This is a genomic window from Nocardia sp. NPDC059240, from assembly GCF_042753865.1.
GTDB lineage: Bacteria > Actinomycetota > Actinomycetes > Mycobacteriales > Mycobacteriaceae > Nocardia.
Genome location: NZ_JBHZAC010000001.1, coordinates 253,756 through 267,839 on the forward strand (window position 1 = coordinate 253,756; position 14,084 = coordinate 267,839).

Annotated in this window: 16 protein-coding genes; 2 read left to right on the plus strand and 14 right to left on the minus strand. The window is 66.7% G+C overall.

The annotated features are described in order from the left end of the window. Positions 1 to 6: 6 nt before the first annotated feature. From ACFXHA_RS01255 to ACFXHA_RS01280, 6 genes are all read right to left on the minus strand, one after another. Positions 7 to 714 carry a hypothetical protein gene (locus ACFXHA_RS01255; RefSeq protein WP_379352004.1) on the minus strand — a complete coding sequence of 236 codons (708 nt, stop codon included), beginning with the start codon at positions 712 to 714 and terminating at the stop codon, positions 7 to 9. Between the two features lie 24 nt (positions 715 to 738). Further along, positions 739 to 1,449 (minus strand): SDR family NAD(P)-dependent oxidoreductase, encoded by a 711-nt coding sequence (locus ACFXHA_RS01260; RefSeq protein ID WP_379352005.1) that lies wholly within the window; start codon positions 1,447 to 1,449, stop codon positions 739 to 741. 53 nt (positions 1,450 to 1,502) lie between these two features. Continuing rightward, positions 1,503 to 1,802, minus strand: a complete 300-nt coding sequence (locus ACFXHA_RS01265) for a chorismate mutase (RefSeq protein WP_379352006.1) — start codon at positions 1,800 to 1,802, stop codon at positions 1,503 to 1,505. Between the two features lie 9 nt (positions 1,803 to 1,811). Next, complete coding sequence (locus tag ACFXHA_RS01270; protein ID WP_379352007.1) at positions 1,812 to 2,618, minus strand: PIG-L deacetylase family protein; 807 nt, start codon at positions 2,616 to 2,618, stop codon at positions 1,812 to 1,814. 12 nt (positions 2,619 to 2,630) lie between these two features. Next, entirely contained in the window at positions 2,631 to 3,785 is a 1,155-nt protein-coding gene (locus ACFXHA_RS01275) for a serine hydrolase domain-containing protein (RefSeq protein ID WP_379352008.1), read from the minus strand. Between the two features lie 102 nt (positions 3,786 to 3,887). Next, the gene (locus ACFXHA_RS01280; protein WP_379352009.1) at positions 3,888 to 4,574 is read right to left on the minus strand and encodes a hypothetical protein; all 687 of its coding nucleotides are present in this window, start codon (positions 4,572 to 4,574) and stop codon (positions 3,888 to 3,890) included. Here ACFXHA_RS01280 and ACFXHA_RS01285 point away from each other — a divergent pair. Next, a complete protein-coding gene (locus tag ACFXHA_RS01285) occupies positions 4,564 to 4,719 on the plus strand; it encodes a hypothetical protein (protein ID WP_379352010.1) in 156 nt (51 codons plus the stop codon). The genes ACFXHA_RS01280 and ACFXHA_RS01285 overlap by 11 nt on opposite strands. A gap of 55 nt (positions 4,720 to 4,774) precedes the next feature. Here the strand turns inward: ACFXHA_RS01285 and ACFXHA_RS01290 are convergent, their stop codons facing one another. From ACFXHA_RS01290 to ACFXHA_RS01310, 5 genes are all read right to left on the minus strand, one after another. Beyond that, complete coding sequence (locus tag ACFXHA_RS01290) at positions 4,775 to 5,395, minus strand: LppP/LprE family lipoprotein (RefSeq protein WP_379352011.1); 621 nt, start codon at positions 5,393 to 5,395, stop codon at positions 4,775 to 4,777. Positions 5,396 to 5,527: 132 nt separating this feature from the next. Then, a complete protein-coding gene (locus tag ACFXHA_RS01295) occupies positions 5,528 to 5,656 on the minus strand; it encodes a hypothetical protein (protein ID WP_379352012.1) in 129 nt (42 codons plus the stop codon). Between the two features lie 516 nt (positions 5,657 to 6,172). Next, a complete protein-coding gene (locus tag ACFXHA_RS01300) occupies positions 6,173 to 7,024 on the minus strand; it encodes an alpha/beta hydrolase (RefSeq protein ID WP_379352013.1) in 852 nt (283 codons plus the stop codon). Continuing rightward, positions 7,021 to 7,521 (minus strand): RidA family protein, encoded by a 501-nt coding sequence (locus ACFXHA_RS01305; RefSeq protein ID WP_379352014.1) that lies wholly within the window; start codon positions 7,519 to 7,521, stop codon positions 7,021 to 7,023. The genes ACFXHA_RS01300 and ACFXHA_RS01305 overlap by 4 nt, the downstream gene beginning before the upstream one ends. Further along, a complete protein-coding gene (locus tag ACFXHA_RS01310; protein WP_379352015.1) occupies positions 7,518 to 8,192 on the minus strand; it encodes an MBL fold metallo-hydrolase in 675 nt (224 codons plus the stop codon). The genes ACFXHA_RS01305 and ACFXHA_RS01310 overlap by 4 nt, the downstream gene beginning before the upstream one ends. A gap of 122 nt (positions 8,193 to 8,314) precedes the next feature. On the opposite strand from ACFXHA_RS01310, the gene ACFXHA_RS01315 reads away from it, so the two are divergent. Beyond that, positions 8,315 to 8,890 (plus strand): TetR/AcrR family transcriptional regulator, encoded by a 576-nt coding sequence (locus ACFXHA_RS01315; RefSeq protein ID WP_379352016.1) that lies wholly within the window; start codon positions 8,315 to 8,317, stop codon positions 8,888 to 8,890. 80 nt (positions 8,891 to 8,970) lie between these two features. Here ACFXHA_RS01315 and nuoN read toward each other — a convergent pair whose 3' ends face one another. The 3 genes from nuoN to nuoL are packed head-to-tail and all read right to left on the minus strand — an operon-like array spanning position 8,971 to position 14,083. Continuing rightward, positions 8,971 to 10,584: an NADH-quinone oxidoreductase subunit NuoN gene (nuoN, locus tag ACFXHA_RS01320; protein WP_379352017.1), complete on the minus strand. Its 1,614-nt coding sequence runs from the start codon at positions 10,582 to 10,584 to the stop codon at positions 8,971 to 8,973. Further along, entirely contained in the window at positions 10,581 to 12,197 is a 1,617-nt protein-coding gene (locus tag ACFXHA_RS01325) for an NADH-quinone oxidoreductase subunit M (RefSeq protein WP_379352018.1), read from the minus strand. Before ACFXHA_RS01325 ends, nuoN begins: the two co-directional genes overlap by 4 nt. Then, positions 12,194 to 14,083: an NADH-quinone oxidoreductase subunit L gene (nuoL, locus tag ACFXHA_RS01330; RefSeq protein ID WP_379352019.1), complete on the minus strand. Its 1,890-nt coding sequence runs from the start codon at positions 14,081 to 14,083 to the stop codon at positions 12,194 to 12,196. The genes ACFXHA_RS01325 and nuoL overlap by 4 nt, the downstream gene beginning before the upstream one ends. Position 14,084: the final 1 nt, after the last annotated feature.

Sequence of the window (14,084 nt, forward strand, 5' to 3'; positions counted from 1 at the left end):
CGACTCTCAGCCGATCGGGGTGGGGGAGTCACCGGCCAGCAGCATTTGCGGCACCTGCGCGAAATTCCATCCGGTGCCGCTGCGGGTGAAGACGTACACGATGTCGAAGCGGTCATCGGGCCAAGTCTTGGGCGGGGTCGGCGTGATCGTACCGAGCTGACCGATGATCGCCCCGATGTTCTCGTGTTGCCAGCTGATCAGGACCGGCCCGGCCGCACCCGCGAGTGCCGCCACCAGTTGCGCCTCCTGACCTTTGGGGATGTGGCTGTCGATGGTCAGGTTCAGCGCGGCGGCCAGCGGCGTCACCGTCTGCCCGGGTCGCTTGCTGCCCTTGCCGCCCGGATCGGATGCGAAAATCGTTGCGGGCCTGGCTAGTCCGGCCCGCAACTGGGCGGGCTTGCCGTCGGAGGCGCGCGGGTCGAACAGTTCGACCAGCGCGCCCGCGCGCGTCCAGCCGCGGACGGTCAGCGACTCCTCGTCGCGTTCGCCGTCCTCGGTGAGGCCGTACGGCTTGCCCGAGCCGGTGGGCTTCTCGGCGTGACGAATGATCATCACGGTGTCCGGGAGCGGTCCACCGGTGGGCGGCGGGGCGACCGGGGAGGTCGTCGGCTTGTCATGCTTTTTCTTACCGCCGCCGCAGGCGGTCAGCACGGCACTCACCGCGACCGCCGAACCCAACCCCAGCAGTGATCGTCGCCCCAACTCTGCATCCACAAGAGTCGAACATACGGGAGTTGATCACCAGGGCAGCGGACCGTTGATGTCGAAGTAGCCGCCGGTCGGTCCGTCCGCACCGATCTGAGCCATCCGGACGATGATCTCCGCGGCCTCCTCGACGGTCTGATGGCCACTGTTCAGGTTCAGATCGGTCTTGGTGTAGCCGGGCTCGACCGAGTTGATCCGGATGTTCGGGAAAGCGCTGGCGTATTGAATGGTCAGCGCGTTGACGACCGTCTTCGACGCCGGATAGGCGACGCCCGGGTAGTGGTGCGCGGAGGTCCCGGCCTGCGCCGTCAGCGTCAGCGAAGCCAGTCCGCTGCTCACGTTCACCACCACCGGGGCCGACGCCTCCTGCAGCAGGGGCAGGAAGGCGTGCAATACCCGGACGGTGCCGAAAACGTTGGTCTCGAACGTGTTTCGCATGATGTCCGCCGTGAGATCGGCCGCCCCGACCACCGAACCGTCCGCATTCATCTCGGCCTGGATGCCCGCATTGTTGATCAGCACATCCAGCCCGCCCTCGGCGCGGATCCGCGCCGCCGCCGCATCCACCGAGGCGTCATCCTCGATATCGATCTGAATTGCGTTCGCCCCCAACTCCGCAGCCGCCCGCTCCCCGCGCGCGGCATCACGACTTCCTAGATAAACGGTGTGTCCCTCGGCCAGCAACCGCCGCGCGGTCTCGAAGCCGATTCCCTTGTTGGCTCCCGTAATCAAGATTCTGCTCATGCCACAAAACTAGATTTTGGAGTGCACTCCAGGTCAAGACCCCGGTTCGGGGATCAGTGTCCGTCCGCCGGCTCCGAGGCGGTGAGCGCGCGGTGGCGACGCTGCTCGAGTTCGATGAATCCATCGATCAACGTCGTGTAAGCACTTTCGACAATGTCCGGCTCCACCCCGTTCCGAGCCGCCAACTCCCGCAACCGCACCATCATCGTCGCGCGCCGCTGCGGCGCCCGCACCTCTTCCTCGTCGCGCTTGAACGCGGCCGCCCGCATCACCAATTCCTGTCGCGCACCGAGCAATTCAACGATCCGCGCATCGATCTCATCGATTTCGCGCCGGACTTCTTCCAAAGACATGCCTCGACCCTATCCGCGCGGCACCTGCGAGAGCACCGCGCGGTCGAGGATGTCATCGAGCGGGCCCGACGCTCCGGCACGCATGCCTTCCTCGGCGAACCACTCCCACCGGAACAGCCGGGCCTGAATCGGTGGGGGAATGCGGCGCAGGGTGCGGGCAATCCGCGCGAAGCGGCTGCGGCCGTCCAGGATCGACCGGTGCTCGGCGAGCGCGCTCATCCGCTGTGCGGTGAAGGCGCCGACGTCGATGCGATGGGTGATGTCCGCGCGAGCGGTGTAGCCGTCGCGAATTGCAGTGGCGTCGTAGCCGAGCCAATGGGCCGGGGTGGTCAGGCCGCGGAACAACTCTCGGGGCATTGTCGCGTTCAGCACTCGGGAGACCCCGGCCATTTTCGCGGCGAGGAGACCGACTTCGTGGACACGAACGTGGTCGCGATGGCCGTAACCGCCGTTGCGGTCATAGCTCAGCAGCACATCCGGGCATTCCTCCGCGAGGATTGCCGCCAACCGCGCTGCCGCCTCGTCGACCCCCGCCCGGACGAACCGCGTTCGTCCGGGCGGATCCGGGTACAAGATCGGCCCGTGTCCACTGTCGGCATATCCCAGGTGCTCGACCCTGGCCACACCGAGAACTGCTGCACTGGAACGCAATTCCCGCAGGCGCGGCGCGATCGAACCCTCGAACGGCTCCACGTGCCCGTCGCACGCGACGACGATCACCGTCCGGTGACCCGCATCAGCCAATTTCGCCAAAGTCCCACCGGTGAGCGTGATCTCGTCGTCAGGGTGAGCATGCAGAGCCACGACCGTCGCCATTCGGCCACCCTCTCACGAAGCGGCGGTTGCGGCGTGGACTGCGGCGGCGAGGCGGTGGTGTTCGGGGTAGGACCAGGTGGAGGAGAAGCGGCGGCGGGCGTAGCCGAAGGTGATGCCGCTGTGCGGGTCGGCGAAGGCTTCCGAGCCCGCGGACCCGTTGTGGCCGAAGGCGCGGGCGCTGAGGAACGGATATTGCGGGCCTTTGGCCTGGAACCCGAGGGCGTAGTGCTTGTCCTCGCCGGCGACGAGGTCGAAGCCGGTGGAGTGGAGCATGGTGAATTCACCGAGGGTGTCGGGTTTCAGCAGCGGCGGTTGTCCGTTGAGGCCGTATACCGCGGCGGTGTAGAGGCCGGCGAGTCCACGGGCGTTGCCGACCCCGCCGGCGGACGCCGGGCCGAGCGCGCGGACCCGCCGGGTGTTGGCGAAGGCCACCTGATCGAGAGGTGGGTTCGAGTTGAGGGCGTAACCGATTCCGGTGAGGCTGTGCGGCCCGGGACCACCCGACCAGGACGCGGCCAACTCGTCGGGACTGGCCAGGCCCGGCTCGATCTCCCGGAAGCGAGGCTCCTCAGCCTCGGGTAGCCCGAGGTAGAGGTCGAGCCCGTAGGGGGATCGGATGCGCTCGTCATAGATGTCTTGCAGTGCATGCCCCGTGCACCTGCGGACCACCTCGGCCACGATCGCGAATTCGACGAACCCGCTGTACCCCATGGCCGAACCGGGCTTCCAGTACGGGCGCTGACTGGCCAAGCGAGCCGCGATCACCGCATCGTCGGCGAGTTCGTCCGCGGTGAACCCATCGTCGATGCCGATGACACCGGAACGGTGGGTGAGCACATCGCGGACGGTGATTCCGTTCTTCCCGGCGGCGGCGAACTCTGCCCAGCGTGCCGCGATGGGCTCGTCCAGATCCAGCGTTCCATCCTGCACCAGCAACGCCACCACCAAGGTGGCGGCGCCCTTGGTGCAGGAGTAGACGCCGGTCAGGGTGTCGCCGGTGACCTCGTCTCCAAACCACAGGTCGACAACCTGCCTGCCGTGCACGTACACCGCGAGCTGGGCACCGGCCTCGCCGGCCTCATCGGCGACCGCCGTGGTGAGGAACTCAGCTCGAACCGCGTCGAACTCCTCAGTCACCGTCCCGTGCACAATCTTTCGTTCACTCATACGGTCGAGCGTGGCCTGAGCCCGGCGCGGCGTCCAACACCGGCTGGGTGGGCAGCAATACCGCTGAGGTATCGATCCACGAAACCAGCCGCATGGCGGTGACTACTGCTGCGGGCCCATCTGGTCGGCGATGATGCCGCCACCGATGGCGCCGACTACGGCGGCCGGAATGCCCACCACGGCGGCACCCACCGCACCACCCACAACGGCACCGGCGAGTGCCCCGGCACCCGCGCCGACCACGCCGCCGATGGCCGCGCCGACCGCGGCGGCGACCGGGGCGGTGGCGCCGGCCGCGATGAACGGCAGCAGCGGCAGGATGGGCAGGGCGGCCAGGGCCGCGCCGCCGGTCGGTGCGGCGGCAACGGTTTCGGCGATGATGCCGCCCACGGTGGCCAGGGCGGCCGCGCCGGCCGGAACCGTCACGGTGCCGACGAGTGCGCCGACACCCGCGCCCGCGACCGCGCCGACCGCACCGCCGACGAGACCCGCGCCGACCGCGCCGATTCCGCCACCGATCACCGCACCCGGGATGCCCACCAGCGCGGCGCCACCCAGCGCACCCGCGGCGATGCGGGTGGCGCGTTCCTGGTCGATGCCGGCGGCCGCGCCGAGTTCGGCGACCTGTGACTGCGCCTGATCGGCGACACCGTTGATGCCGTCACTGACCGCGGCGGGCAGCACGGGCGAGGGCAGCGGGGCGGCCGAAGCGATGCCCGCTGCGGCCACGACGGCGGCGACGGGGAGCGCAACGACGGCGGCATGGAACGACTTGCGGGTGATCGACATCGGTCTTCGGATTCCTTCATCGGTTCGTGCGGGCCAGAGCTGGCCGATTGACGATCGAAAGAATATCGAGACCACAGAAATTCACTTGCTGTGGGGTAGCTATGTAGTGGATAAAGGTGCAGCAGAAACGCATTTCGGCCCGTGAAAGCCACTTAATTATGGAGGCCGATCAATTCGGTCTCTATTGCTCGTGATTCGGGTTACTTCGGATTGATGACCTCGGTGGGGAAGTCCCGATCGGGAGTCACCGTGTGACCGTCCGCGCCCAGGGTGAGGGTGACGATCACCGGTCCACCGGTGGGGCAGCAACTGGCGTCCTTGGCCGCGAGCCAACGGTATTCCACCTGGACACTGCGATCGGACGAGCCGGACACCGAGGTGTAGGCGGTCCAGTGCGACGTCGCGGTGCCGAGGAAGCCCGCGTGATTGAACAACATCAGATGCCACGGCGAACTGGCCGTGCCGCCTGCAGTGTCGGCGAGCACCCACAGCAGCGCCGGGCACGAACCAATGGATGCATCGGTCCCGCTGTAGGCGACAAAGGCATTACCGCCCACACTCTTTCCGATCTTGCCCAGCGCGGCGGTAACCACGGGCGACTTCAAATCCACGCACTTCCCATTGCCCGCCGTGGCCGGCGCACCGTCACCACCCGCCGTGGTCCCCGGCACCTGCGTGCCCACACTCGGCTGCACCGCCCCCGGCACCGTCCCGGTGGTAGTCGCCGCACCGACCGGCGTCGGCACAGAATTCCCATCCTGACAAGCGGTCAGCAACGCCACCGCCACCGCCGCCATCAATACGCCCGCGATCCGCTTCATGAGTCTTCCTCTCCCCGTGGCTACCGCGAGTATTTCGCGAATCGCCCGCGAACCGTTGCACTCCGCACCCCACCAGCATCACACCGATCCCCGATCAAAAAGCAGAAACCGCCTGCACTCGCGGGGTAACCGTCACCGTCGGCGTGTACGCAGCACTCCCGTCGCCATCGGCAGCGTGAATTCGCCGCAGGCTGTCTCCGGCGCGGCCGACAGATAGCCGCGGATTCGGCCGAGCGTGGCCTCTCGTTCTCGGTCAGGCATGACCAATATCCCTGCGCGCGTGGCGATTGTCGCGACGAGAGTGTTGGCGGTGCGGCGTTGCGTGTGCGCGAACTCGGCCTGCTCGGGAGCGCGAAACCAAGCGGGCACCCCGACTCGGGAAGGTGCAGACCCGCCGTCGCTGCCCGCCAACTGCTGATTCGACCGCGATCACATCGGCCCCCAGCGCGACCAGCCCGCCGGTGAGCTTCCCCGTTCCGGCCCCGAGGTCGAGTACTCGCGAACCCCGCGCCGACCCCAGCGCCCACCGCACTGCGGCAAGCGCATAGTCGGGTCGATGTGCGGCGTAGGCAGCTGCCGCTGCACCGAAAGCGGAAGAATGGCGTTGCCGCACATCCTGTTCCATGGATCCAGCGTAGACGTCAGGGCGTCGGGTGGCAGCAGTCGCTGTCGGCGGGAAGTCCGAAGAACTGCGCGAAGCATCGGTCTCGTGCCCTGCGGCTCCGCTGGCGCCTGCCGTGAGAACTGTTCTCCACCTGGATAATTCGACCGTTCCCCCTAGATTCGCGCGGCGAGCCAGTCCAGAACTGTGGTCGTGATCGCCTCGCGCTCGGGCTCGTTGAAGAGCTGATGGTAGAGACCGTCGAACAGCACCAGCGTATGGTCGGCCGAACCGATGTGGTCGTCGATGTAGATGCTGTTGGCACACGGAGCGATCGCATCGGCGGTACCGTGCATCAGCAGCATCGGCACTGTAACCGTGGGCAGTTGCGTGTGGAGTCGATGAATGGCCGCCAGCGATTGCGCCGCGGTGGTAGCGCGGATACGTCTGCGGTATACCAGTTTGTCGGTGTGGAAGGCGCGCGCAGCTGCAGGGTCGCGGGTGGCCAGCTCGAACGGGAGTTTGCGGGTTCCCAGGCTGGGCAGGACGTGGGCCAGCGTTGTCGCCGCTGCTCGCTGGGCTGCGGGGATGGGTCGGGAGCTACCCGCGGTGGCGGCCAGTACCATTCCCGACAGGCGTCGTTGATGCTGTGCCGCGTAAGTCAGGGACACCAATCCACCCCAGCTGTGACCGACGAGAAATGTTGGTAACTCCGGGTTCTCGGCCTGGGCGAGACTCACCGATGCAGCGAGATCGGCCACCACGTCGCGGAATCGGTGGATAGTTGCCCGCGGCCCGTCGGAGTAGCCGTGGCCGCGCTGGTCGAGTGCGTAGACGGCGTAGCCCGCGCGGGCGAGGATGGTGGCGAGCCGGTCGTGGCGTCCGACGTGATCGCCCAATCCGTGCACGATCTGGACAACCGCGCGCGGCGCGGGGCCGGTCAGCCAAGACTGCCAGTGCAACAGCGTGCCGTCGCAGCCACGGATGAACCGATGCTTCACCAGCACCTCACTATTTGCCGACGTCACACCGCACCGCCGATCCGTGCGATTGCCTCGATCTCCACCGGACTGCCCAGCGGTAGAGCGGCGACGCCTACCGCAGACCGGCTGTGCCTGCCGGCCGGCCCCATCAGTTCGGTGAGTAGCTGGGACGCCGCGTCTGCGACAACGTGCTGACTGGTGAAGCCCGGATCACTGGCGACGAAGATGGTCAGCTTCACGAATGTGTCGACCTTGTCGAGACCGCCTGCGGCAGACCTGATCTGGGCGAGCACATTGAGCAGGCAGGCCCGTGCGCACTCACGGGCGGACTCGATGTCGACGTCGCGGCCGACAAGGCCGGTCGCAACGAGTGCGCCGTCGCGAATCGCGATCTGCCCCGCCGTGAACACCAAGTCATCGATCACGGTGAACTGGTGGTAGGCGCCCGCCGCGGCGGCCGGAGCCGGAATGATCCGATCCCACTGCTCGGGGCTCTCAGCCCCACTGAATGCGCTTGTCCCCGAAGGGTTGTGGGTCCTCACAGGTCGTCCTTCAACGTGTCGGCGAATCGGGCCAGGTCGTTGTCGCGGTTGTCGAGTACGGGTCCGTGCCCAAAACACACCGTGGCTGGGTTCAGCGCGGCGAGACGACGGATGGATTCGCGGTTTCGGCCGGGGTCGAGGGTGAAACCCCGCGGTGGTTCGTGCAGGCCGGGACGCCCGGTGATCTCGCTTTGACCGAACAAGACGTCCCCTACGATCAGCACCCGGTCGCTGTCCCGCCAGAAGCACACCGACCCCGGGGAATGCCCCGGGGTCTCCAGCACGGTGAAGCCGCCGACCACATCTCCTTCTTTCAGGCGGCGGGCCACTGGATGCGCCGGCCCCACCCAGAACCGCATCTGCCACCGCGTAACCGGATTGACCGGAGCCAATGACGCGAAGTCTCCGGATTCCATCGCATCCGCGTCCCCGTCGCCGCACAGCAGTGGGATGTCGAATTCCGCACATACCCGGTGGCTTGCCCCTTGATGGTCCGGGTGGGCGTGGGTGACGGCGTGAGCGGCCAATGGCAGGTCTTTCATCTGGCGCAGGATCCGGTCTGCCGCATAGCGGGTCCCGGCATCGATCAGAACATCGCCGACGAGATAAACGTTGATCCCGTACCGCGGCCTCCCGTCCAATATCGACAGGTCATCGGCGATTTGCAGCATCGGCATCCCCTTCGGGGTTCGCGGCCTTCGTACCTTGCGGTATCAATACTGTCCGGTATTGATACCGTGAAGTATTAACGCGCCGGGAAGGGTCTGTCAATACCGTGCGGTATCCTCGGCCCGTGAGGCGTCCCAATGACTCCCGGCTCTCAGCACAAGACTGGGCCCGCGCTGCCATGGAGGCGATGGCCCAGGGCGGGCTGTCGGCGGTCGTCCTCGATCCACTGGCACGCAGCCTGGGCGTGACCAAAGGCAGCTTTTACGCGCACTTTCGTAACCGTGAGGAACTCATCGACGCCGCCCTGGCGTACTGGGAGAATTCGCACGGAGCGCCCGGCCTGGCGGCCGTCGCCGCAATCCCCGATCCTGCCGAACGCCTCCAACTGCTGTTGCGCAGTGCGATCGACTTCAGTCGAAGCCTCGCGCCGTCGGTACACGTTCATTTACTCGGCGAGCTCAGCAATCCGCAGGTGCGTGCTGTCGTGCATCGAGTCACCGAGGACCGGATCGCTTTGGTGGCGAGAACATTCGAAGAACTCGGCTACGACAGCGAACGCGCGCGCCATCGAGCACAGCTCGCGTATTCCGCTTACGTGGGTCTACTCTTCCTGGCGCGCGAGACACCGGACAGCCCACCCGATCCGGCTGCGGCCCAAGCCTTTCTCGCTGAGGCCTCGAGCGTCCTTATCGAGAGCTGACCGCCACACCGACCTGGGCTCGGTTGAATATGGAAAGGCCCGCTGCGGGATTCGCAGCGGGCCTGAGAATGCTGACGGGGTTAGTGGGTGAAGACTGCGGCGTTCTTTGCCAGGTCGAGGAGGGGTTGGGGGTAGATGCCGAGGATGAGGGTGGCTGCGGCGGTGAGGGCGATGATGGTGCTGGTCATCGTCGGGTAGACGAGAGTTGGTGGGGTGGTTGGGGGGTCGGTGAAGAACATGAGGACGATGACGCGGATGTAGAAGAAGGCTGCGATGGCGCTGGAGATTACGCCGACGATGACCAGGGTGGCTGCGTCGCCGCCGGTGGCGGCGGCGAAGACGCCGAACTTGGCGATGAAGCCGCTGGTGAGGGGGATGCCGGCGAAGGAGAGCAGGAACAGGGAGAAGATGGTGGCCAGCCAGGGGGAGCGGCGGCCCATGCCTGCCCAGGAGGCGAGACCTGTTGCTTCGTCGCCGTTTTCGTCGCGGACCAGGCTGACGATGGCGAATGCGCCGAGGGTGCCCAGGCTGTAGACGACGAGGTAGAACAGGACCGAGGAGACGCCCGCGGTGGTGGCCGCGACGAGCGCGGTCAGGATGAAGCCGGCGTGGGCGACCGAGGAATACGCGAGCATGCGCTTCATGTCGGTCTGGGTGACGGCGAGGATCGCGCCGACGACCATGGTGGCGATGGCGACGGCCGCCAGCACCGGTCGCCAGTCGTTGCGCAGGTCCGGCACCGCCACGTACAGCACCCGCAACAATGCACCGACTGCCGCGATCTTGGTGGCGGCGGCCATGAATGCGGTGATCGGTGTGGGCGCGCCCTGGTAGACGTCGGGCACCCAGGACTGGAAGGGCACCGCACCGATCTTGAACAGCAGTCCGACCGCGAGCATGGCGACACCGAGAATGGCCAGGATGTGCGAGTTTCCGGCATCGCGGGTGACTGCCTCGGCAATACCTTCCAGTCGAACAGTGCCTGCGTACCCGTACAGCAACGCCATCCCGTAGAGGAAGAACGCCGACGAGAACGCCCCCAGGAGGAAGTATTTCAGCGCCGCCTCCTGCGAGAGCAACCGGCGACGCCGCGCCAGCCCGCACAGCAGATACAACGGCAGCGACAGCACTTCCAGCGCCACGAACATGACCAGCAGATCGTTGGAGGCCGGGAACAGCATGAGCCCGGCGATCGCGATCAGCGTGAGCGGGAAGACCTCGGTGGTCGCGACTCCCGCTTTGGTGGCGGCGATTTCATCCGAGCTACCGGGAGTGGAGGCCGCCTGCGGGGTGAAGGCGTCCACACCGCCACGAGATGCGGTCAGGCTCCAGGTGCCCGGTCCCTCGCGCCGCACCGGCATGCGGTCGGCGCGACGTTCGGCGATGAACAGCAGTCCCAGGATGCCCACCACGAGGATGGTGCCCTGCAGGAACAGCGAAACCCCGTCGATGGCAACGGCTCCCACCACGGCGGTGTCGCGCACGTCGCGCAGCCCGATCACCGCGCCCAACGCCACGGCGAGTCCGCCGAGGCCGAGCACCAGGTGCGTCCCGTACCGGAACTGCCTGGGCGCGAATGCCTCCACGAGTACGCCCGCGACGGCGACCCCGAACACGATCAGCATCGGTGAGAGATACCGGTATTCGATGCTGGGTGCCGGGACTGTCGCGGCGAGCAGCAGACCTCCACTCATTTGTGGGCACCTCCGGTGTTCGTCTGGGCGGCTTCCGGCTGGACGGCCGGTGCCGGATTGTGCTGGCCGATGGTGGTGAGCGTCTTGGCGACGGCCGGATCGATCCGGTCCAGCACCGGTTTCGGGTATGCGCCGAGGAACAGCAGCGCGGCGATGAGCGGTACGACAACCACCATTTCGCGCGGCAGCAGATCGTAGAGGCGCTCGTTGCCCTCCTTGACCGGGCCGGTCATCATCCGCTGGTACATCCACAGGATGTACAGCGCCGCCAGCACCAGCGCGGAGGCAGCGAAGATGGCCGCCACCGGGTAGCGGGTGAATGTCCCGATCAGAACCAGGAATTCACTGATGAATGGTGCCAGCCCGGGCAGCGACAGCGTGGCCAGGCCGGAGATGAAGAAGGTGCCCGCCAGGATCGGCGCGACCTTCTGCACCCCGCCGAACGCGGCGATGGCCCGAGATCCGCGGCGCGACACCAGGAATCCGGCGATGAGGAACAGCGCCGCCGTGGAGATGCCATGGTTGACCATGTACAGCGTCGCCCCGGTCCCGCCCTGCGTGGTGAGCGCGAAGATGCCGAGGATGATGAATCCGAAGTGCGAGATCGAGGTGTAGGCGATCAACCGCATGACATCGGTCTGCCCGATGGCCAGCAGCGCTCCGTAGATGATCCCGATCACCGCGAGCACGCTGATCAGCGGCGCGTAAGTGGCTGTGGCGGAGGGGAACAGCAGCAGGCAGTAGCGCAGCATGCCGAAGGTTCCGACCTTGTCGACCACCGCCATCATGAGTACCGCGCTGGCCGGTGTGGCCGCGACTGCGGCGTCGGGCAGCCAGGTGTGCAGCGGCCACAGTGGAGCCTTCACCGCGAACGCGAACATGAAGCCGAGGAACAGCGCGTTGAGCACCGCCGGTGTCGCGCCGAGCTGCCCGGAGTTGGCGGCCTGCATGACGGTCCGGAAGTCGAACGTCCCGCCGCCATCCGTGCCCAGCTTCTCCCGCGCAGTGATGACGTAGAGCCCGATGACCGCCGCCAGCATGATGAGCCCGCCGAACAGGTTGTACAGCAGGAACTTCACCGCGGCCCGCGACCGCTGCTGCCGCACCGCCGGATCCCCGGTCTTGGGTCCGAACCCGCCGATGAGGAAGTACATCGGGATGAGCATGACCTCGAAGAACACATAGAACAGCAGAATGTCCAAGGAGGTGAACGAGATCAGCACCATGGACTCGACGACCAGGGTGAGCGCCACGTAATAGTGCGCCACCCGCGGCCCACTACCGACCTCACGCTCGTCCTGCCATCCGGCGAGCAGCAGCAGCGGCACCAGTCCGGCGGTCAGCAGCACCAGAACCAGTGCGATGCCGTCCATTCCGAGCGTGTAGCCCGCCCCGAAGGCCGGGATCCATTCCCGCTTCTCGACGAACTGGTACTGCTCGCCACCGCTCTTGAACTGGGTGGCCAGATAGATCCCGATACCGAGCGTGCTGACGGAGACCAGCAGCGCGAAACTCCGCACCCCCGTACGCCAGCTACCCGGGAACAGCAGTGCCAGCGCGGCCCCGGCCAGCGGAACCGCCCACAGCACAGTCAGCCAAGGAAAGTCGCTCAAAACAACCTCACCGCCAGCAGGGCGGCGACCACCAGGGCCGCGCCGGTGAACATGGACAGGGCGTACGAGCGCACGAACCCGGTCTGTACACGCCGGATTCGAGCGGACAATCCGCCGACGATCGCGGCCGTCGTATTGACCAGACCGTCGATGCCGCGGTTGTCGACGAACACCAGCGACCGGGTCAGGTGCTGACCGGGCCGCATGAACGCGGCTTCGTTGGCGGCGTCGCCGTAGAGATCGCGGCGGGCGGCCTCGACGAGCGGCGTTGCGGCGGGCGCGGTTTCGGGGATCGGGTTGCTCGCGTACTGGTCGTAGGCGATCCAGATGCCCGCCGCCACGACCGCGAGGGCGAAGAAGGTGATCGCCCAGGCCGGGATGAACGGTTCGCCGTGGTCCACGCCGACGACCGGCGCGAGCCAGTTGGTGAGCGAGGAACCGTAGGCGAACAGCATGCCGGAGAACACCGAACCGAAGGCCAGCAGAATCATCGGGCCCGTCATCGAGGCCGGTGCCTCGTGCGGATGCGTGCCCTCACGCCAGCGCTTTTCACCGAAGAACGTGAAGATCATGACGCGGGTCATGTAGAAGGCGGTGACGCCCGCACCGCACAGTGCCGCGATTCCGGTGACGATGCCACCGAATCCGCCGTGCATGAACGCCGCCTCGATGATGCGGTCCTTGGACCAGAACCCCGCGAACGGCGGAACCCCGAGGATCGCAAGGTATCCGAGCCCGAAGGTGGCGTAGGTGACCGGCAGCAGCTTGCGCAGCCCGCCGTAGCGGCGCATATCGGTTTCGTCGTTCATGGCGTGCATGACCGAGCCCGCGCCGAGGAACAGTCCGGCCTTGAAGAACCCGTGGGTCAGCAGGTGCATGATGGCGGCCGCGTAGCCGACCGGCCCGAGTCCGGCGGCGAGCACCATGTACCCGATCTGGCTCATGGTCGAGGCTGCGAGGGCCTTCTTGATGTCGTCCTTGGCGCAGCCGATGATCGCACCGAACACCAAAGTCACTGCACCGACTGCCATGACGGCAGCCTGTGCACCGGGCGCGAGATCGAAGATCGGGTTGGACCGCGCGATCAGGTACACACCGGCCGTGACCATGGTGGCCGCGTGGATGAGCGCCGACACCGGTGTCGGGCCTTCCATCGCGTCCCCGAGCCAGGACTGCAGCGGCACCTGCGCGGACTTACCGCAGGCCCCCAGCAGCAGCAACAGCCCGATGGCCGTGAGGGTTCCGGTGCTCGCGTGCCCGGCGGCCCCGAAGACGGTCCGGAAGTCGATGGACCCGAACGTCGCGAACATGATCATCAGCGCGATGGCCAGCCCCATGTCGCCGACCCGGTTGACCACGAACGCCTTCTTGGCCGCCGTTGCGGCGGACGGCTTCTCGTACCAGAACCCGATCAGCAGGTAGGACGCCAGGCCGACGCCTTCCCAGCCCAGGTACAGCACCAGGTAGTTGTCGGCGAGGACCAGCATCAGCATGGCGGCCAGGAACAGGTTGAGGTAGGCGAAGAATCGCCGCCGCCCCGGATCGTGGGCCATGTAGCCGACGGAGTAGATGTGGATCAGCGATCCGACCCCGGTGATCAGCAGTGCGAAGCAGATCGACAGCTGATCCAGTTGCAGCGCGAAGTCGATCTTCAGCCCGTTGACCGGAGCCCACTCGAACAGCGTGTAGTGCAGGGCCCGTTGCGCATTCGACCGGCCCAGCATGTCGTTGAACGCCCACGCCGCCACCCCGAACGAGGCCAGCGCCATGAGGGTCCCGAGCAGGTGTCCCCATTTGTCGCTGGCCTTGCCGAGCAGCAGCAGGATCACGGCACCGGCGAGGGGCAGCGCCGGCAGCAGCCACAACATCATCTGTGAGGTGTCCATG